This is a genomic window from Arthrobacter sp. 10L430 (assembly GCF_056395245.1).
On record NZ_JBFTJD010000029.1, the window covers coordinates 61,205 to 80,379 of the forward strand.

Here is a 19,175-nt window from a genome sequence, read left to right on the forward strand (position 1 = left end):
ATAGTAGCTGCCGCCACTCTCGATTTTACGCAGCCCACAGCTTCAACTATGCTAGTTTCTCGAACCCGCTGGTCCGTACACCCCCCAAGTCCGGACCAGCGGGTTCTTTCATGCCCGCCGGAATTTCTCTGGCCGAAACGGGCAGCGGTGAGAGGATGGACTAATGACTGCAACCCTTGTTGCCAAAGACCTTGCGGGCGGTCATGATCACCGCACTCTCTTCTCAAAGCTTTCCCTGACGGTGGCCCCGGGGGACGTTGTTGGCGTGGTCGGTGCCAACGGAGCCGGCAAATCCACGCTGCTCCGCCTCCTTGCCGGCGTGGATTTGCCGCAGGAAGGGAGCGTGAGCCTCGCCCCGGCAGACGCCTTCGTGGGATGGCTCCCGCAGGAACACGAGCGCATGGCCGGTGAAACCGTGGCTGCCTACATCGCCCGCCGCACCGGCTGCGACCAGGCCACCGCCGAGATGGAAGCCACCGCCGAGGCTCTCGGCGGAGGAGCGCCTGGCGCCGACGATGCGTATTCCCTGGCCTTCGATCGCTGGATGGCTTCCGGTGCCGCTGACCTTGACGAGCGCATTCCGGCCGTCCTCGCCGATCTCGGACTGGACATTGGGCCGGACGCCGAAATGACCGGCCTGTCGGGAGGCCAGGCAGCGCGGGTTGCGCTCGCCGCCCTGCTGCTGAGCCGCTTCGACATCGTACTGCTGGACGAGCCAACGAACGACCTTGACCTCGATGGACTCGCCAAGCTGGAATCGTTCGTCCAGGGGCTCCGCGGCGGCGCGGTGCTCGTCTCGCACGACCGCGAATTCCTGGCCCGATGCGTGACCACCATCGTGGAGTTGGACCTCGCCCAGAATTCCGTGGCGGTGTACGACGGCGGTTACGAGGCGTTCCTCGAGGAGCGCGCCGTCGCCCGCCGGCACGCCCGCGAACGCTATGAGGAATTTTCCTCCACCAAGGCGGACCTGGTGTCCCGGGCGCGGACGCAGCGCGAGTGGAGCTCACAGGGCGTCCGGAACGCGATGAAGAAAAGCCCGGACAATGACAAGATCCGCCGCGCTGCGAGCACAGAGTCATCGGAAAAGCAGGCGCAGAAGGTCCGGCAAATGGAATCGCGCATCGCCCGGCTGGACGTGGTGGAGGAGCCGCGGAAGGAATGGCAGCTCCAGTTCAGCATCGGCCAGGCGCCGCGCTCCAGTTCCGTGGTGGCCACAGTCCGCGACGCGGTGGTCCGGCAGGGAAGTTTCACACTGGGCCCCGTGAACCTGCAGCTCAACGCCGGCGAACGGATTGGCATCACCGGGCCAAACGGCGCGGGCAAGTCCACGCTGCTTCGCCTGCTGCTGGGAATCCAGGAGCCGCATTCCGGTGACGCTTCCAGGGGCGCTTCGGTGGCCGTCGGCGAAATCGACCAGGCCCGCGGCCTGCTGGCCGGCCACCTGAACCTCGGGACCGCCGTCGAAGCCGTGCTGACCGATCAGACGCCGGCAGAGGTCCGCACTCTGCTGGCCAAATTCGGACTCAAGGCGGACCACACGTCCCGCACTGTCGATTCACTCTCACCCGGGGAACGCACCCGCGCCGCCCTGGCTCTCCTGCAGGCCCGCGGCGTAAACCTGCTGGTCCTGGACGAACCCACCAACCACCTGGATTTGCCCGCGATCGAACAGCTGGAGGAGGCGCTGGAAAGCTACGACGGTGCCCTGCTCCTGGTCACCCACGACCGCCGCCTGCTCGAAAACGTCCGGCTCGATGCGCGCTGGAACGTGGACAACGGCGTGGTCACTGAAGTTATGACAGGCAAGATGGAGCACAAACTATGAGCATGGACGGCGTGGCCTGGCGCTCGCTTTACAACATCACCCGCGCCAAGAGCGGTTCCAAGCCGTTCTCCAAGGAGACACTGAAGCGCGTTCTTGGTTTCGCGCGGCCACACCGCGGCAAACTGATTGCCTTCGTGGCCGTGTCCATCGTCATGGCTTTCCTGGCAGTGGCAACGCCGGTCCTCGCCGGCCAGGTCGTCAACGCCATCGTCGCGTCCGCGGGGACGGATGAGGTGATCCGTCTGGCCGGGCTGATCGCCGGGGTTGCCGTTGCTGAAGCCGCGCTGGGAATGGTGAGCCGCTGGCTGTCTTCCACCATCGGGGAAGGTGTCATCGTTGACCTCCGCACCCGGGTGTTCGACCATGTGCAGAAAATGCCCATTGCCTTCTTCACGCGGACCCGCACCGGCGCCCTCGTCAGCAGGCTGAATAACGACGTCATCGGGGCGCAGTCCGCGTTTGCCGGAACGCTGTCCGGCGTGGTCAGCAACGTGGTGGCCCTCATTCTGACCCTCATCGTCATGCTCAACACTTCCTGGCTGGTCACCGTGCTGGCCATGGTCCTGCTTCCCATCTTCCTGATTCCGGCCCGCCGGATGGGCTCCAAGCTGGCCGATCTCCGCCGCGAAGCGGCGGAACACAATGCCGCCATGGGCACCCAGATGACGGAACGATTTTCTGCCCCCGGCGCCACGCTCGTGAAGCTCTTCGGCCGCCCGGCGGACGAATCCCGTGAGTTCGCGCTCCGTGCGGGCCGGGTCCGGGACATCGGTGTGCGGACCGCGATGCTGCAGTTCACCTTCGTGACCGCCCTGACACTGGTGTCGGCGCTTGCGCTGGCCCTCGTCTACGGCCTCGGCGGCTGGCTCGCGATTGAACGCCAGCTCGCACCCGGCGACGTCGTTGTGCTGGCCCTGCTGCTCACCCGCCTTTATGCGCCGCTTACCGCGCTGTCCAACGCCCGCGTGGAAATCATGAGCGCCCTGGTCAGCTTCGAGCGCGTGTTCGAAATCCTGGACCTGAAGCCGCTCATCCAGGAAAAGCCCGACGCCGTTGCCGTCCCCCCTGGGCCTGTGGCCGTGGAGTTCGACGACGTCCGGTTCGCCTACCCGTCCGCGGACAAGGTCTCCCTTGCCTCGCTCGAGGAAGTCTCCACACTGGATACCCGCGGCGGCGAGGAAGTGCTGCACGGCATCAGTTTCCGCGTGGAACCCGGCCAGACCGTGGCGCTCGTGGGCTCGTCAGGGGCCGGAAAATCCACCGTCGCCCAGCTGCTCTCACGGCTGTACGACGTCGACTCCGGCGCCGTGCGGCTCGGCGGCCGTGGTTCCGGAACCGGGCTGGACGTCCGCGACCTCACGTTCGACTCCATGCGGGACACCCTTGGCATGGTCACCCAGGACGGGCACCTGTTCCACGAATCCGTCGCGTCCAACCTGCGGCTGGCCCGGCCCGACGCCACCGAGGAGGACATGTGGGACGTGCTGCGACAGGCACGGCTCGAATACATGATCCGCTCGCTGCCGGACGGGCTGGACACCGTGGTGGGGGAGCGCGGCTACCGCCTCTCCGGCGGCGAACGCCAGCGCCTCACCATCGCCCGGCTGCTGATCGCGCAGCCGCGGGTGGTCATTCTCGACGAAGCGACGGCGGCACTGGACTCCACCAACGAAGCCGCCGTGCAGGCGGCGCTCGGCGCGGCACTCGAGGGGCGTACCGCCGTCGTGATTGCCCACCGGCTTTCCACGATCCGTGCTGCGGACGTGATCCTGGTGGTGGAGGACGGCTCGATTGTGGAGCGCGGAACGCATACGGAACTGCTCGCCGCCGACGGCCGCTACGCAGAGCTGTACCGGACGCAGTTCGCCGAGGCCACCGCAGTGGCCGAGGAAGCGGTCCCAGAGCTCTGACCGTCATCGACGGGCGAGATCTCGGCGCTTAGGCACCGTCAAAGTGCCGAGATCTCACTACTCGGTGACGGTGTCGGCGGACGCCGGTGTCAGCGGACGCCGGGCCAGCGCCGGGAGGACGTGGTCCGTGAGCAGCGGCGCGAGGTCGGCGGGCAGCTCGGCTGCCAGGTCCAGCCAGCGGATTTCGGCGATCTCGGCCGAGGGGTGGGCAACCCAGGTCCCGGGGGCCGTGAATACGGTGGCCTCGATTTCCGTTGCAGCCTCGTTGGCGGCGTCGGCCAGCCAAACACCCATGGGCTTCAGCTCGCGCGGGTCAATGATGATCCCCACTTCTTCCGCGAGCTCCCGGGCGGCGGCCTGCACGGCGGTCTCGCCGGGCTCGGGCTTGCCACCGGGATGCATGTACTTGTCCGTGCCGCGCTTGCGGACGGTGAGGAGCCGGCCGGCGGCGTCATAAACACACACGGCGGAGACAATGATGCGCGGATTCACGCCCTCGAGCCTAGCTCCCCGGCGCCATGCGTTGCGGTGATCCGCCGGAGCACGGACTCCAGCAGCAGGTCCTTGCGGGGGCCCGTGACGTCCCAGACATAGCCGAATTCATCCGGACCGCGCTGCCAGTACGTGACGCGGTAGGTGTCTGGATCGCACCAGTGCTGGTCCTGGCTCGCGTCCGTGGAGAAGCTCATCCGGTGGAACGGCCGGCCGTCGGGGAACGTCATGTCCAGGGCGCCGGGCGACTCCGTCGGCCTGAGGAGGTACTCCCGCGTGGCAGGGCCGGCGAAGATCCCGCCGCCCGAAGCAGGCCAGCGCACGGTGCCCTCTTCATGGAAACGCAGCCCGCCGTCGTCGGCCGTCTCAGAAAAAACCACGACGCCGGTAAAGGTGCCGCGGGTCCCGGCGGCGCGATCAAAAAGCGTCCGCTCCACGGACCAGCGTCCCTCACGGGCGGAGTCCGGAAGCGGAGCACCCAGCAGGTAGGCGCGGAGCCCGGATGTGTGCTGCGCATTCAAGTGCCCTCGATTGGAATCGAACCAACGACACCGGCTTTAGGAGAGCCGTGCTCTATCCACTGAGCTACGAGGGCGGGCGTCCGTCGCAACCGGCACGGGGCCGGCCCGTTCGGACACGCTTACAAGCATACAAGGTGACGGCGCGTACTACGCTCTTGGCATGGCCGCCGCAGCTCACGCCCCGTCCGTCCGGGAAACCTTCCTGCCCGATACCGCCTCGACCAGGCACTACATCGGGGCCTGGGCGGTGCTCAGCGTCGTGCAGTATTTCGTCGCGGAGACCGCAGTGATCGGGGCCTGGGCCGGGCCTGAACCGTACAGCCGGCGGACGGGGCTCATCAGTGACCTGGGGGCTGTCCATTGCGGCATTTACGAGGACCGGAGCATCTGCTCGCCGCTGCACTTCCTCATGAACGCCTCGTTCGTGGTCCAGGGCCTGGGCATGCTGCTGGGCGCGCTCCTGCTGGGTTCGGCGCTCCTGCGGATCGCTGCCCGGCCCGGAGTCCGCGTGGCGGCCAGCCACACCGGCGAGACCCCGTGGTTCGCGGCGGTGGGTGCCCGCGTCCTGACCGGAACGGCCGGCACCGGAACAGTCATTGTGGGTCTTGTGCCCGAGGACCAGGGCTCCGGCTGGCACGTCGCAGGGGCGGTGATGTACTTCAGCGCCGGAGCCCTCGCACTGCTGCTGCTGGGCGGTCTGTGGCTGCGTCAGACCCCGCTGGGGTGGTTCATTTTCGCCTCGGGCGGCGTCTCCGCGGCGGCCGTGGTCACGGCGGGCGTCACCGGCCTTCATGTCCCCGAGCCGGGCACCCTGGAGCGGCTGATGGGCTATCCCATCACCATTGGCCTGGCTGCCGCCGGGCTGGTCATTGCCCAGCGCGTCCGGCGGGAGCGGTCGGTGCGCAGGGCACTGCGGGCCCGTGCCGTCCAAGGGGCTGGGCCCACCTAGGCGGTCTTGGCGCCTTCCTTGGCAGCCCGGCGCCCGAGGAAGACGGCGGCGCCGCCGGCGGCCAGGCTCAGCACCAGCAGCACCCAGCCGGCAACGGTGAGAAATGACGCCAGGGCGACCTGCCCGGCGTCGAGGGTGGGAGCGGACACCATCGCGTCAACGGCCACGTTGGCCCACAGCCTGGCCACCACGAAGAGCAGCGGGAGGGACCACAGTGCCCAACGGAGTGCCTTCTTCGCCACATTCGTGCCGATCAGGAGGAGCCAGGTGAAGCCGAAGATCAGCGGGAACAAGGTGCCCGCGGTCTTGTGGATGTAGTTGAGCTGCCCGCGGGCGTCGCCGTCCAGCGACCTGCGCAGCTGCTCCGCGAAGCCCGGATCAAAGCCGCCGACGAGCGAATCGGGCATCGGCAGGCCGCCTGAAAGCTGGGTGAGCTGGTTCAGCGTGAGCAGGTGAACGTACCAGAACAGGAACAAACTGGCCACCAGGCCGGCGATGAGGATCACGTTGCTGTTGTTCTGCGCCTTCTCCGGCGTGCGGGCCGTGGTGGGGTTGATCACCGGCGGCAGGTGGTGCTGGGGGACTGCGGCCTTTGCGCCGTGCTTCTTGATCCGCTGTGCAGGTGTCTTGGCCATGCGTCCATTATCGCCCGCGGTTCACGACCGCTGCCCGCGTCCACTCCGGCCGGCTGTGCCACCGCCACGTGCCCGGGCCGCCTGTTCCGGGCCGCCTGTTCGGTGCTGCCTGTTCAGTGCTGCCTGTTCAGTGCCGGTGGCCGCCGATAGGCTGGGGACCGTGACAGAACTTGGAAGACACAAGCTGGGTAAACACAGTGCGGCCAACCTGAGCCCCGACCTTGACGATTTTGAGCTGGCATCCGGCCTGGTCCGCGAAGCGGGAATGCTGGCGCTGATGATGCGGCAGGGCGGCCTTGACGCCCAGCGCAAAACCTCGGTTTCCGACGTCGTTACCGCGGCAGACCATGCCGCCGAAGCCTACGTGCTGGAACAGCTGCAGCGCTGCCGGCCCAACGACGGCGTGCTCGGCGAGGAAGGAGCGGCCGTCCGTGGAAGCAGCGGCCTTACCTGGGTCATCGATCCCGTGGACGGCACCTACAACTTCCTGAACGGATCCACGTACTGGTGCTCGGCGATTGCCCTGAAAGATGAATCCGATGTGCTGCTCGGTGCCATCTTCCAGCCGGAGGAGGACAAACTGTGGCTCGGCGGCACGGGCCGCGCGGCCACGCTTAACGGCGCCCCCCTCACCACGTTCCAGCCGGCCGGCGCGGACCGCAGCGCGGCCCCGCTCGCCGACATCGGCGCCGCCACGTACATCCACCCCCGCTGGCTGGCGGACCCCATGTGCGCCATGCCCTGGCATGCTGCCGCCACTTCCGCGGCGACGCTGCGCATGCTCGGGTCCGGCTCCTGCGACCTCGGGCGCGTGGCCGACGGAGAGCTCGGCTGCTGGTTCCAGCACAGCTGCCCGGAGTGGGACTGGCTTCCGGGGAAAGCGATTGTGCTCGCCGCCGGCGGCGCCGCCGGAAGCGTCTCCGTGAACGGCCTTGAGTGGTTCATGGCAGGGGGCGCGACGGCGGTACACCAGTTGCGTGCGGCTCTTGAGTCAGGCTCTGTGGACTAGCTTTTGCGGCGCGGCCCCGCTTCTCGGGGACGGGCTTTTCAGGGACAAGCGTTGCGATGCCGGATCCGGCGTCATCCACAGGCCGGAAATCAGTGTCAGCCCCACCGCCTAGACTTGTAGTCACCATGGATATGTTGTTTGACCCGTACGCTGACGGACCGTTCAAGGCAGGCGCGCAGGCGGCCGCCCTCACCAAGTCGCGCCCTGAATCCGGGCTGTCGCCGGCCGACTTCGGCGGCGGGGGCCCCCGCCGGGCGGAGCCTTCCGGAGGCCCGGCGGGTGACTGGGCGCGGCCCCAGCTGCCGGACGCCGGCGCCCTGCTGCAGGGGCTGAACCCGCAGCAGGAAGAGGCCGTCAAACACGCCGGCGGCGCTTTGCTGATCGTGGCTGGCGCTGGCTCAGGCAAGACCCGCGTCCTCAGTAACCGGATTGCCTACCTGATTGCCACCAAGCGCGCCCACCACGGCGAGATCCTCGCCATCACCTTCACCAACAAGGCCGCCGCCGAAATGCGGGAACGCATCCAAGCGCTGGTGGGCGGCCGGGCCAAGATCATGTGGATCTCTACCTTCCACTCGTCCTGCGTGCGCATCCTCCGGCAGGAAGCCGCCAACGTCGGGCTCAAGTCCAATTTCTCCATCTATGACTCCGCGGATTCCCTGCGGCTCGTCACGCAGGTGTCCAAAGCCTTGGACCTGGACCCCAAGAAGTTCGCCCCCAAGGCCATCCAGCACAAGATCTCAGCGCTCAAGAACGAGCTGATCGACGCTGACGCCTATGCGTCCTCGGCGAACCACAACGATCCCTTCGAGCAGGCCGTGGCGGATGTCTTCAAGGGCTACACCCAGCGTCTGCGCCAGGCCAACGCCATGGACTTCGACGACCTCATCGCCGAGACCGTCTACATGTTCAGGGCGTTCCCGGCGCTGGCTGATTCCTACCGGCGACGCTTCCGGCACGTGCTGGTAGACGAATACCAGGACACCAACCACGCGCAGTACGCGCTGGTCCGGGAAATCGTGGGTGAGGGGCCGGGAGCGGCCGAGCTCACCGTTGTGGGCGATTCCGATCAGTCCATCTACGCCTTCCGCGGGGCCGACATCCGCAACATCGTGGAGTTCGAGAAGGACTACCCCGACGCCCGCACCATCAAGCTCGAACAAAACTACCGCTCCACCCAGAACATCCTGAGCGCCGCAAACTCCGTCATCTCCCGCAATCCGAACCGGCCCGAGAAGCGCCTGTGGACGGCGGAGGGCGAGGGCCACAAGATCATCGGCTACGTGGGTGAAAACGAACACGACGAAGCCCAGTTCATCGCCAAGGAGATTGACCGGCTGCAGGACGAGGACAACCTCCGCCCCGGGGACGTCGCCATCTTCTACCGCACCAACGCCCAGTCGCGGTCCATCGAGGACGTCCTGGTGCGGGTGGGCCTGCCCTACAAGGTGGTGGGCGGCACGCGGTTCTACGAGCGCAAGGAAATCAAGGACGCCCTCGCCTACCTGCGCGTGCTGGTCAACCCGGACGACGACGTCAACCTCCGGCGCGTCCTTAACGAACCGAAGCGCGGGATCGGCGACCGTGCCGAGGGCGCCGTGGCTGCTCTCGCGGAACGCGAACGGACTTCCTTCATGGCGGCGGCCCGGCGCGCCGACCAGGCGCCCGGCATGGCCACCCGCTCGGTGAACGCCGTGCTCGGCTTCGTGAAGCTCCTCGACGACCTCGCCGAGGTCGCCGCCGGGTCCGGCGCCGCGGCGGCACTGGAAGCCGTGCTTGAACAGACCGGCTATCTCGCCGGGCTGCGCTCCAGCACCGATCCGCAGGACGAATCCCGGGTGGAGAACCTCGCGGAACTCGTCGCCGTCGTGCGGGAATACGAACAGGAGAATCCGGAGGGCTCCTTGGGCGCCTTCCTGGAGCAGGTCTCGCTCGTGGCGGATGCCGACCAGATTCCAGACGCCCCAGGGGCAGACATCGATGCCGCAGTTGCCGAGGCCAAGCGGCTGGGTGTCGTCACCCTGATGACGCTGCACACGGCCAAGGGCCTCGAATTCCCCGTGGTGTTCCTGACCGGCATGGAGCACGGACTCTTCCCCCACCAGCGCTCCGCCACCGACCCCAAGGAACTGGCCGAGGAGCGCCGGCTGGCCTATGTGGGTCTGACGCGTGCCCGGAAGCGGCTGTACGTCACCCGCTCCGAGGTGCGGAGCATGTGGGGCCAAAGCCAGTACAACCCCGCCAGCCAGTTCCTGGAAGAGATCCCCTCGGAGCTCGTCGAATGGAAACGCGAGGGCACCAGCAGGCAGACCGGCGGCTGGGGGAGCGGCGCATCCATCGGTTCCAGCCGGTATGGCGGATCGTTCTGGGGAGCAGGGACGGCCCGCGGCGCCAAGGCAGACGCCTCGGCAGGCTTCAACGCGGACGTTCCCGCCGCCGTCGCGAAGAACCGGGTACAGCCGCAAAAGGAAGTTGTAGCAGTCAGCGTGGGCGACAAAGTCAACCACACCAGCTTCGGTAACGGGACTGTTCTGGCAGTGGAAGGTGCGGGGGACAAGACTGTGGCGAAGGTGAAGTTCGACGTCGGCGAGAAACGGCTGCTGCTGCGCTACGCGCCGCTGACCAAGCTCGACGCCTGACCGTGGCGGGCCGCCTCGCCATGCCGTCGGGCAGGATCCCCGCGCTCCGCCGGATGGTGCGGCGGCAGCTAGCCCGCCGGATGGCATCCGGGATCGCGGCCCTCGCGCTACTGGCGGCCACAGGCTGTTCCGTCGCGGTGCCGGATCCCGGGTACACGCCGCCGCCTCCTCCGGCGGCCCTCGAACAGCTGAAGCGGGCCCCGCTGGCCGACGCCGCCGGGTTCACCGCAGGTGAGGACGCCCTGGCCTTCGTTTCCGCCGACCGGAACGTGGTGTGCGCCCTGACGTCTGCCCGCGGCGCCCACCTCAACCTCCCGTACGAACCGAACAGTTTCAATGACCCTGCCACCAGGAAACTGGACACCGTTCCGGTGGCACATTGCGAACTGGCCTTCTATCCCACACCGGAAGCCCGGGATGTCAGGGATGACTGCACGGGGACAGGCCTGGGGTACCTTGGCGGAGCGGCCCTGCTCACCCCTGACCGGGCCACTTACGGCGAGTGCCGGTCCGGCGTCACCGAGATGGAATCCGAATACGGCCCCAAGGGCAGCCGGGACGGGGTGATCGCCAAGCTGCCTGTCCTGCCCGACGGCGGAAACCTCGAACGCAACGGTCTGCGGTGCTCTTCGTACAACAACGGGGTGGCCTGCGGCAACGTCTCCGGCGGCGTTGCTTTCTTCGTCAGCCGCGATCATTACGAACTCATCTCGGACGCGGGCAAAAAGGCCTCCGCCGCACCGTCCAACGCCCCAAAATCCCCGTAATCATGCGGTTTTTCTACGGTCAATAGAATAGTGTCCTTACTCACATAACAGGTACTCTGGAACGGGCCTGTCCCCATGAAGGACTAGAGTTCCGAGAGGAGCATTGCGCCGCGTGGCTCGTTTCCGGACCTGCCGCAGGCGCGTTTATTCCGCAGCCCGGTCCACATCTGTGGTGTTTTCCGGCTGTACAGAAACTACTTCGACGTAGAAGAGGACACTAAACCGTGGACCTGTTTGAATATCAGGCGCGCGATATGTTCGAGGCGCACGGTGTACCCGTGCTTGCTGGCATCGTGGCGCATACCCCTGAAGAAGCAAAGGCAGCTGCCGAGAAGATCGGCGGCGTAACTGTCGTAAAGGCGCAGGTCAAGGCCGGTGGCCGCGGCAAAGCCGGCGGCGTCAAGGTCGCCAAGACCGCCGACGAGGCGTTTGAACACTCCACCAACATCCTCGGCATGGACATCAAGGGCCACACCGTCCACCGGGTCATGATTGCCCAGGGCGCGGACATCGCCGAGGAATACTACTTCTCCGTCCTCCTGGACCGGGCGAACCGCAACTACCTGGCCATGTGCTCGGTTGAAGGCGGCATGGAAATCGAGCAGCTCGCCGTTGAGCGGCCCGAGGCCCTTGCCAAGATCGCGATCGACCCGGCCGTAGGCATCGACCAGGCCAAGGCCGACGAAATCGTCGCCGCTGCAGGCTTCGCCGAGGAACTGCGCAGCAAGGTCGCCGGCGTCATCCTGAAGCTCTGGGACGTTTTCAAGAAGGAAGACGCCACTCTCGTGGAGGTCAACCCGCTGGTCCTGACCGGCGCAGGCGACATTGTCGCCCTCGACGGCAAGGTATCCCTTGACGAGAACGCCGACTTCCGCCACCCGAAGCACGCCGCCCTTGAAGACAAGGACGCTGCCGATCCGCTCGAGGCCAAGGCCAAGGCGCAGGACCTCAACTACGTCAAGCTCGACGGCGAAGTTGGCATCATCGGAAACGGCGCGGGCCTCGTCATGTCTACCCTCGACGTGGTCGCGTACGCCGGTGAGAACCACGGCAACGTCAAGCCCGCCAACTTCCTGGATATCGGCGGTGGAGCTTCCGCCGAGGTCATGGCTGCCGGCCTTGACGTCATCCTGGGCGACGAGCAGGTCAAGGCCGTGTTCGTAAACGTCTTCGGCGGCATCACCGCCTGTGACGCGGTGGCCAAGGGCATCGTGGGCGCACTGGCCGAACTGGGCCACTCCGCCAACAAGCCGCTGGTTGTCCGCCTCGACGGCAACAACGTTGAAGAAGGCCGCCGCATCCTGGCCGAGGCCAACCACCCGCTGGTTACCCTGGCCGCCACCATGGACGAGGGCGCCGACAAGGCCGCCGAGCTCGCCAACGCAGCCCGCTGATCGAGCCTGTCGAGATCTAGGAAAGAAAACATGTCTATTTATCTGAACAAGGACTCCAAGGTCATCGTCCAGGGCATCACCGGCGGCGAAGGCACCAAGCACACCGCCCTCATGCTCAAGGCAGGCACCAACATTGTTGGCGGCGTCAACGCCCGCAAGGCCGGCACCACCGTGCTGCACGGCGACAACGAGATCACTGTCTTCGGCACCGTCAAGGAAGCCATGGCGGAGACCGGCGCTGACGTCTCCATCGTCTTCGTCCCGCCGGCATTCACCAAGAACGCCGTTGTTGAAGCCATCGAGGCCGGCATCGGCTTGGTCGTTGTCATCACCGAAGGTGTTCCGGTCCAGGACTCCGCGGAGTTCTGGGCGCTGGCACAGTCCAAGATGGACGCCGACGGCAACCAGGTCACCCGCATCATCGGACCGAACTGCCCCGGCATCATCACCCCGGGTGAAGCCCTCGTCGGCATCACCCCGGCGAACATCACCGGCAAGGGCCCCATCGGCCTGGTATCCAAGTCCGGCACCCTGACCTACCAGATGATGTACGAACTGCGCGACCTTGGCTTCTCCACCGCCATCGGCATCGGCGGCGACCCTGTCATCGGCACCACGCACATCGACGCCCTGGCAGCGTTCGAAGCTGACCCGGAGACCAAGGCGATCGTCATGATCGGCGAAATCGGCGGCGACGCCGAAGAGCGTGCTGCGGACTTCATCAAGGCCAACGTCACCAAGCCGGTTGTCGGCTACGTGGCAGGCTTCACCGCGCCGGAAGGCAAGACCATGGGCCACGCAGGCGCCATCGTCTCCGGTTCGGCCGGTACCGCACAGGCCAAGAAGGAAGCCCTCGAGGCTGCCGGCGTGAAGGTCGGCAAGACGCCGTCCGAGACCGCGAAACTGCTGCGCGAAGTCTACGCAACGCTGTAACCCAGCCTCAAAACAGCGCGGGGTCACTCCCGGCCCAATCCACCCCCGGATTGGGCTGGGAGTGACCCCGCGTTTTTTTGTTTAAGGACTACCTCTTGCGCGGCAACGGGGCCGGGTCTACGCTGGTTAACAACCGATAGGTTGATCAACTAATACGTTGATTACATTCAGGAAGAACCAGGCAAGAGAAGCAAAGGCAGTGACAGTGGACACGGGCAGTGACGACGACCTCCTCGACTTGGCCTTCCTGGCCCTGTCCGATCCGGTCCGCCGCCGCCTCATCTCCCGGCTCAGCAAGGGCCCCGCCACCGTCAATGAACTAGCCGAACCCTTCGCGATCACCAAGCAGGCGATCTCGAAGCACATCCAGGTCCTCGAGCAGGCGCAGCTGGTAACGCGTACCCGTGATGCCCAGCGCCGGCCCGTTCACCTGAACCCCGCACGGCTCGAAGCGCTCACCGCGTGGATTGACCAGTACCGGTTGGTCCGTGAGGCGCAGTTCCGCAGCCTCGACGCCGTGCTCCGCACCAATGCCGCGCCAAGCGGCACCAGTCAAAAGGACAGACAATGAGCAACGCGCTTAAACTCACCGTCCCGGACGGCGTCCCGTTCATCGATTACGAGCGGGAGTTCAACTTCCCGGTCGCTGATGTGTTCCGCGCCCACAAGGAGCCGGAGCTGATCACCCAGTGGCTGGGCCCGCGCGGCACCAACGTGGACATCGACCACTATGACTTCCGCTCCGGCGGCAGCTACCTGTACAACCACACCGGCCCCGACGGGGTGTCTTACGAGTTCAGCGGCATCTTCCATACAGTCCGCGAGAACGACTTCGCCATCCAGACCTTCGAGTTCAGCGGCTACCCGGACGTAGTCAGCATCGAATTCATGAATTTCGAGGACCTCGGCGGCGGCCGCTGCCGGCTGAGGGGTCATTCTGTCTATCCCACCCAGGAGGCGCGCGACGGCATGGCCCAGTCCGGCATGGAGGGCGGCTTGAGCGACGGTTATGAACGGCTGGAGGAGCTGCTCGCCAAGTAATCCCGCTTGCCCGATCCACCAAAAGTGCGACGCCGGGCGGTCACCTTTACGGAGAAGGTGACCGCCCGGCGTCGTACTTCTTTCTGCGGCAGGTTTCTGCGCATCCGGGCGGGGGCGCGGTGTGACGGACGGCTCATGCCCTGTTCCTTGTCGAATAACTTTGATAGTATGTCAGGACAAACTATCAAGGGAGCACAAGTGCCACTCGTGCGCATCGATGTCAATGCGGGCCGCAGCCCCGAAGAACTGCAGCAACTCAGCCGGGGGATCCATGACGCCATTCTGGCTGAGTATGGCATTCCGGAGCGTGACTACTTCCATATCGTGACCGAACATCCTGCGGGCCAGATTGTCGCCCAGGACGCCGGGCTCGGTTTTGAGCGGACCCCGGAAGTGGTCATGATCCAGATCTTCACGCAGGCCGGCCGCAGCCAGGAAGCCAAGCAGGCCCTTTTTGCGGCGGTGGCAGCAAAACTGGGGAACCTTGGGGTTGCCGGCGAGAACGTCTTTATCGGTTATGTGGAAAATGCAGCGGGGGACTGGTCGTTCGGATTTGGCCGCGCCCAGTACGTCACCGGTGAGTTGGCGGTCCCCCGGAAGTAGCATCATCCGTCGCCTGCGTGGGCCTCAACTGCCCATGCTTGACGCCGGGCATGTCCAATGTTTTGGGCCTCCAAATGCAGGTTGTAAATATGTCAGTACAAACCTTTGACAGGACATTAATTCTAGGGCAAAGTAGGTGATGTGGTCCCGCTCACGGGGGCCGCGACGCACCGGAGCCCTGGCTGTTCGGCTGCTTAGGTACAGAGTTTAAACAGAAAGGTCCGCGATCACCGTGACCCACGAACTGCTTACGATCGGGCGCATCAGCGTTGATATCTACCCGAACGACATTGGGGTGGACCTGGAGGACGTGACGTCCTTCGGCAAATACCTCGGTGGCTCCCCGTCCAACGTGGCCGTAGCCGCCGCCCGCCACGGCCGCCGCGCTGCCGTCATCACACGGACCGGCGACGACGCCTTCGGGACCTATCTGCACCGGGAACTGCGCAAGTTCGGCGTGGACGATTCCTTTGTCACGCCCGTGCGGGAATGGCCGACTGCGGTGACGTTCTGCGCGATCAAGCCGCCGGAAGATTTCCCGCTGTACTTCTACGGCCGTTTTCCCACGGCCCCCGACCTGCAGATCAAAGCCGAAGAGCTGGACCTGGACGCCATCCGGGACGCACGGATCTTCTGGTCCACCGTCACCGGCCTGTGCCAGGAACCCAGCCGCGGGGCTCACCTCAAGGCCCACGAAGCACGGCCCCGCACGGGACTGAAGGACGGCCAGTACACCGTCCTGGATCTCGACTACCGGCCCATGTTTTGGGCGTCCGAGGAAGAAGCCCGCGCCGAAGTGGCCAAGGTCCTCCCGCACGTCACGGTCGCGATCGGCAACGACAAGGAATGTGCCGTGGCGGTGGGCGAGGGAACCCCGGACGAACAGGCCGACCGGCTCCTGGACGCCGGCGTTGAAATCGCCGTCGTCAAGCTCGGGCCCGAAGGCGTCATGGCCAAGACCCGCACCGAACGCGTCGTCTCCGCCCCCGTGCCGGTGGAGACCGTCAACGGCCTGGGTGCCGGAGACTCCTTCGGCGGAGCGTTCTGCCACGGACTGCTGTCCGGCTGGCCGCTGGCCCAGGTCCTCGACTACGCGAACGCCGCCGGCGCGCTGGTGGCCTCCCGGCTCTCCTGCGCCGACGCGATGCCGACGCCGGACGAGGTCACCTCGCTGCTGGCCGAACGCGGCCGCCTTGTCCCCGGGCAGTTTGCCACCGAAGGAGCAGCACTGTGACCCTCAACGTCTCCCGGACAAGCCCGGGTGCCCCAAACTCCGCACCATTCACCGCCGACGTGGACGACGATCCCCGCCGTTACGCGCACCTGAGCACCATCCGCCTGGAGGATCCGGACGCGATTGCGAGGGCCGCGAACGCCCGGCGCCGCCACCCGGGCCTCAAGTACGGCCGGCAGAACTTCATTGTCGCCGCCGACCACCCCGCCCGCGGCGCCCTCGCGGTGGGCAGCGATCCCGTGGCCATGGCGGACCGCCGGCAGCTGTTGGACCGCCTGCAGATTGCGCTCGCCAACCCTGATGTGGACGGGGTGCTCGCCTCGCCGGACATCATGGATGACCTGCTTCTGCTCGGAGCACTCGAGGGCAAGCTGGTTTTCGGTTCGATGAACCGCGGCGGACTCGCCGGCCTGGTGAACGAATTCGATGACCGGTTCACCGGCCACACTGCCGCTGCACTGGAGGCACTGGGTGCCGACGGCGGCAAGATGCTCACGCGCATCTGCCTCGGCGACCCGGACACCGTCTCAATGCTGGAAGCGACGGCCAAGGCCATCGATTCGCTTGCCGAACGGAGGCTGATCGCGATGGTGGAGCCCTTCCTGTCCGTCCGCGAAAACGGCAAAGTCCGCAACGACCTCTCCACCAACGCCGTCATCAAATCCATCGCCATCGCCGAGGGCCTGGGCTCCACCAGCGCGTACACCTGGATGAAGCTTCCCGTCGTGGCCGAGATGGAGCGCGTCATGGCCGCCACCACCATGCCCACAGTGCTCCTGGGCGGAGATCCGGAAGGCACCCAGGACGAAGTCTTCGCCACCTGGCAAGCTGCACTGGCCCTCCCCGGCGTGCAGGGCCTTACCGTCGGCCGCACGCTCCTGTATCCGCAGGACGGCGATGTTGCCGGCGCCGTGGCCACCGCCGCCTCCCTCCTTAACCACACCGCAGAAGTATCGGAGTAACTTCCCATGGGGACGAGAACAGCAGCAGGAACACGCAGAATGACGGTCGCCCAGGCTGTCGTCGAATACCTGTCCAGGCAGTACACCGTGGACACGGTCGGCGGCCAGGACTACCGCGAACGGCTGATCCCCGGCACGTTCGGCATCTTCGGGCACGGCAATGTTGCCGGCGTCGGGCAGGCCCTGAAGCAGTACCAGCAGCTCGATCCGACGATCATGCCCTACTACCAGGGCCGCAACGAACAGGCACAGGCGCATCAGGCCGTGGGCTATGCGCGCCACACCCGGCGCCGCCAGACGTTCGCCATCAGCACCTCGATCGGCCCGGGTTCCTCCAACCTCCTGACCGGCGCGGCACTGGCCACCACCAACCGCCTGCCCGTGCTGCTGCTGCCCAGCGACACCTTTGCCACGCGCGCCGCGGACCCCGTGCTGCAGCAACTCGAGCAGCCCTACGCCTACGACATCACTGTCAATGACGCGTTCCGGCCGCTGTCCAAGTTCTTCGACCGTGTCTCCCGGCCAGAGCAGCTCTTCTCCGCGTTCCACAACGGCCTGCGTGTCCTGACGGATCCGGCCGAAACCGGTGCGGTGACCATCTCGCTCCCGCAGGATGTCCAGGCCGAAGCCTTCGACGTGCCCGAGGAGTTCCTGGCGGAACGCGAGTGGCGGATCCGCCGCCCCGACGCCGACGACGAGGACATCCGCCGTGCCGCCGAAGCCATCCGGGCCGCGAAGCGCCCGCTCATCATCGCCGGCGGCGGCGTCCTCTACGCCTACGCCAACGATGAACTCGCGAAGTTCGTCGAGCTGACGGGCATCCCGGTGGGCAACACGCAGGCCGGCGTCGGCGTCTTGCCCTGGGACCACAAGTTCTCGCTCGGCGCGATCGGCTCCACCGGCACGACGGCGGCCAACGCCATCGCCGCCGAGGCGGACCTGATCATCGGCATCGGCACCCGCTACGAGGACTTCACCACCGCATCCCGGACCGCGTTCCAGAACCCGGACGTGAAGTTCATCAACATCAACGTCGCACCCATCGATGCTTACAAGCACGGCACCTCGCTGCCGATCGTGGCCGACGCCCGGAAGGCCCTGGTCAAGCTCAACCAGGCCCTGGGTGGCTACCGCGTGGGCGCAGACCTGGAACAGCAGGTCGCGGCGGAAAAGAAGCGCTGGGACTCCACCGTGGATGAAGCCTTCGATACCCGGTTCACGCCGCTGCCAGCCCAGAACGAGATCATCGGCGCCACCAGCCGCGCCATGGACGCCCAAGACGTGGTCATCTGCGCCGCGGGATCCCTGCCCGGGGACCTGCACAAGATGTGGCGCGTCCGCGACCCGTTCGGCTACCACGTCGAATACGCCTACTCCTGCATGGGCTACGAAATCCCCGGCGGACTCGGCGTCAAGCGCGCGGCCCTGGCCGAGGCCGCGCAGGGCGGGGCACAGCGCGACGTCGTGGTCATGGTGGGGGACGGCTCCTACCTGATGATGCACACCGAACTGGTCACCGCCGTCGCCGAACGCATCAAACTGATCGTGGTCCTCATCCAGAACCACGGCTACGCCTCGATCGGATCCCTCTCCGAATCACTCGGTTCTCAGCGCTTCGGCACTCAGTACCGGGCCCTGAACGAGGAGCAGCACAGCTTCGACGAAGGCGAAACCCTCCCGGTGGACCTGGCCCTGAACGCCGAAAGCCTCGGCGTGAAGGTGATCCGGATCGAACCGGGCGAGAAGGTCATCGCCGAACTCGAACAGGCCATCCGCGACGCCAAGGCAGCACCGGAGCGCGGCGGACCCATCCTGATCCACGTCGAATCCGACCCCCTGCTGGACGCTCCGAGTTCCGAATCGTGGTGGGACGTTCCCGTCTCCCAGGTCTCCGACCTCGATTCCACCCAGCAGGCCTTCAAGACCTACACCGACCACAAGAACCGCCAGCGCAAGCTACTTGGCTGAACTTCGCGAACAACAGCACCCTTCGACCACTCAAGGAAGAGCCCCATGACTGCCATTACTGACCAAAGCACCACCACCATCGGCCACTTCATCAACGGCGCCGAGACCGCCGGTGAAGGCGACCGCAGCCAGCCCGTGTACAACCCGGCCACCGGCGCCGTGTCCGCGGAGCTGCGGCTGGCCAACCGGGCGGACCTGGATGCCACCGTCGCTGCGGCCCGCAAGGCTGCCGACTCCTGGGGTGACATTTCCCTGGCCAAGCGCACCGGGGTGCTGTTCAAGTTCCGCGA

18 protein-coding genes and 1 tRNA gene are annotated in these 19,175 nt (G+C 66.2%); 15 read left to right on the forward strand and 4 right to left on the reverse strand.

Annotated elements, in window-relative coordinates; translation table 11 throughout:
- The first annotated feature begins 163 nt into the window (after positions 1 to 163).
- Both AC1DDG_RS19105 and AC1DDG_RS19110 read left to right on the forward strand, forming a co-directional pair.
- Positions 164 to 1,828 carry an ABC-F family ATP-binding cassette domain-containing protein gene (locus AC1DDG_RS19105; RefSeq protein ID WP_476877296.1) on the forward strand — a complete coding sequence of 555 codons (1,665 nt, stop codon included), beginning with the start codon at positions 164 to 166 and terminating at the stop codon, positions 1,826 to 1,828.
- The gene (locus tag AC1DDG_RS19110; RefSeq protein WP_476877297.1) at positions 1,825 to 3,738 is read left to right on the forward strand and encodes an ABC transporter ATP-binding protein; all 1,914 of its coding nucleotides are present in this window, start codon (positions 1,825 to 1,827) and stop codon (positions 3,736 to 3,738) included. The genes AC1DDG_RS19105 and AC1DDG_RS19110 overlap by 4 nt, the downstream gene beginning before the upstream one ends.
- 57 nt (positions 3,739 to 3,795) lie before the next feature.
- Here AC1DDG_RS19110 and AC1DDG_RS19115 read toward each other — a convergent pair whose 3' ends face one another.
- From AC1DDG_RS19115 to AC1DDG_RS19125, 3 genes are all read right to left on the reverse strand, one after another.
- Positions 3,796 to 4,230 (reverse strand): NUDIX hydrolase, encoded by a 435-nt coding sequence (locus AC1DDG_RS19115; protein WP_476877298.1) that lies wholly within the window; start codon positions 4,228 to 4,230, stop codon positions 3,796 to 3,798.
- Positions 4,227 to 4,751: a DUF6314 family protein gene (locus tag AC1DDG_RS19120; protein WP_476877299.1), complete on the reverse strand. Its 525-nt coding sequence runs from the start codon at positions 4,749 to 4,751 to the stop codon at positions 4,227 to 4,229. The genes AC1DDG_RS19115 and AC1DDG_RS19120 overlap by 4 nt, the downstream gene beginning before the upstream one ends.
- 1 nt (position 4,752) lies before the next feature.
- A tRNA-Arg gene (locus tag AC1DDG_RS19125) sits at positions 4,753 to 4,825 on the reverse strand.
- An 86-nt stretch (positions 4,826 to 4,911) separates the two neighbouring features.
- Here AC1DDG_RS19125 and AC1DDG_RS19130 point away from each other — a divergent pair.
- On the forward strand, positions 4,912 to 5,700 hold the full coding sequence (locus AC1DDG_RS19130) for a DUF998 domain-containing protein (RefSeq protein ID WP_476877300.1): 789 nt from the start codon (positions 4,912 to 4,914) through the stop codon (positions 5,698 to 5,700).
- Here the strand turns inward: AC1DDG_RS19130 and AC1DDG_RS19135 are convergent.
- Positions 5,697 to 6,335 carry a hypothetical protein gene (locus tag AC1DDG_RS19135; RefSeq protein ID WP_476877301.1) on the reverse strand — a complete coding sequence of 213 codons (639 nt, stop codon included), beginning with the start codon at positions 6,333 to 6,335 and terminating at the stop codon, positions 5,697 to 5,699. The genes AC1DDG_RS19130 and AC1DDG_RS19135 overlap by 4 nt on opposite strands.
- Positions 6,336 to 6,495: 160 nt before the next feature.
- On the opposite strand from AC1DDG_RS19135, the gene AC1DDG_RS19140 reads away from it, so the two are divergent.
- The 12 genes from AC1DDG_RS19140 to AC1DDG_RS19195 all read left to right on the forward strand — a co-directional run.
- Complete coding sequence (locus tag AC1DDG_RS19140; protein WP_476877302.1) at positions 6,496 to 7,344, forward strand: inositol monophosphatase family protein; 849 nt, start codon at positions 6,496 to 6,498, stop codon at positions 7,342 to 7,344.
- Between the two features lie 125 nt (positions 7,345 to 7,469).
- Positions 7,470 to 9,983, forward strand: coding sequence for a DNA helicase PcrA (gene pcrA / locus AC1DDG_RS19145; RefSeq protein ID WP_476877303.1), 2,514 nt, complete (start codon positions 7,470 to 7,472; stop codon positions 9,981 to 9,983).
- Positions 9,984 to 10,063: 80 nt separating this feature from the next.
- Entirely contained in the window at positions 10,064 to 10,750 is a 687-nt protein-coding gene (locus AC1DDG_RS19150) for a hypothetical protein (RefSeq protein ID WP_476877311.1), read from the forward strand.
- A gap of 224 nt (positions 10,751 to 10,974) precedes the next feature.
- The gene (gene sucC / locus AC1DDG_RS19155; protein WP_230117954.1) at positions 10,975 to 12,144 is read left to right on the forward strand and encodes an ADP-forming succinate--CoA ligase subunit beta; all 1,170 of its coding nucleotides are present in this window, start codon (positions 10,975 to 10,977) and stop codon (positions 12,142 to 12,144) included.
- Positions 12,145 to 12,174: 30 nt separating this feature from the next.
- A complete protein-coding gene (gene sucD / locus AC1DDG_RS19160; protein WP_476877304.1) occupies positions 12,175 to 13,077 on the forward strand; it encodes a succinate--CoA ligase subunit alpha in 903 nt (300 codons plus the stop codon).
- A gap of 205 nt (positions 13,078 to 13,282) precedes the next feature.
- Positions 13,283 to 13,648: an ArsR/SmtB family transcription factor gene (locus tag AC1DDG_RS19165; protein WP_476877305.1), complete on the forward strand. Its 366-nt coding sequence runs from the start codon at positions 13,283 to 13,285 to the stop codon at positions 13,646 to 13,648.
- The gene (locus tag AC1DDG_RS19170; protein ID WP_476877306.1) at positions 13,645 to 14,118 is read left to right on the forward strand and encodes an SRPBCC family protein; all 474 of its coding nucleotides are present in this window, start codon (positions 13,645 to 13,647) and stop codon (positions 14,116 to 14,118) included. Before AC1DDG_RS19165 ends, AC1DDG_RS19170 begins: the two co-directional genes overlap by 4 nt.
- 198 nt (positions 14,119 to 14,316) lie before the next feature.
- A complete protein-coding gene (locus AC1DDG_RS19175; protein ID WP_476877312.1) occupies positions 14,317 to 14,721 on the forward strand; it encodes a tautomerase family protein in 405 nt (134 codons plus the stop codon).
- Between the two features lie 232 nt (positions 14,722 to 14,953).
- Entirely contained in the window at positions 14,954 to 15,955 is a 1,002-nt protein-coding gene (gene iolC, locus AC1DDG_RS19180) for a 5-dehydro-2-deoxygluconokinase (protein WP_476877307.1), read from the forward strand.
- 59 nt (positions 15,956 to 16,014) lie between these two features.
- Positions 16,015 to 16,917: a Cgl0159 family (beta/alpha)8-fold protein gene (locus AC1DDG_RS19185; protein WP_476877313.1), complete on the forward strand. Its 903-nt coding sequence runs from the start codon at positions 16,015 to 16,017 to the stop codon at positions 16,915 to 16,917.
- Positions 16,918 to 16,956: 39 nt separating this feature from the next.
- The gene (iolD, locus tag AC1DDG_RS19190; RefSeq protein ID WP_476877308.1) at positions 16,957 to 18,885 is read left to right on the forward strand and encodes a 3D-(3,5/4)-trihydroxycyclohexane-1,2-dione acylhydrolase (decyclizing); all 1,929 of its coding nucleotides are present in this window, start codon (positions 16,957 to 16,959) and stop codon (positions 18,883 to 18,885) included.
- 45 nt (positions 18,886 to 18,930) lie between these two features.
- The coding region (locus tag AC1DDG_RS19195; protein WP_476877309.1) for an aldehyde dehydrogenase family protein at positions 18,931 to 19,175 on the forward strand (245 nt) is incomplete at its 3' end.

Bases quoted from the DNA above. Each gene is read 5' to 3' on its own strand.
- AC1DDG_RS19105 (WP_476877296.1), top strand. From the start codon at position 164: ATGACTGCAACCCTTGTTGCCAAAGACCTTGCGGGCGGTCATGATCAC.
- AC1DDG_RS19110 (WP_476877297.1), top strand. From the start codon at position 1,825: ATGAGCATGGACGGCGTGGCCTGGCGCTCGCTTTACAACATCACCCGC.
- AC1DDG_RS19130 (WP_476877300.1), top strand. From the start codon at position 4,912: ATGGCCGCCGCAGCTCACGCCCCGTCCGTCCGGGAAACCTTCCTGCCC.
- AC1DDG_RS19135 (WP_476877301.1), bottom strand. From the start codon at position 6,335: ATGGCCAAGACACCTGCACAGCGGATCAAGAAGCACGGCGCAAAGGCC.
- pcrA (WP_476877303.1), top strand. From the start codon at position 7,470: ATGGATATGTTGTTTGACCCGTACGCTGACGGACCGTTCAAGGCAGGC.
- AC1DDG_RS19150 (WP_476877311.1), top strand. From the start codon at position 10,064: ATGGCATCCGGGATCGCGGCCCTCGCGCTACTGGCGGCCACAGGCTGT.
- sucD (WP_476877304.1), top strand. From the start codon at position 12,175: ATGTCTATTTATCTGAACAAGGACTCCAAGGTCATCGTCCAGGGCATC.
- AC1DDG_RS19170 (WP_476877306.1), top strand. From the start codon at position 13,645: ATGAGCAACGCGCTTAAACTCACCGTCCCGGACGGCGTCCCGTTCATC.
- iolD (WP_476877308.1), top strand. From the start codon at position 16,957: ATGACGGTCGCCCAGGCTGTCGTCGAATACCTGTCCAGGCAGTACACC.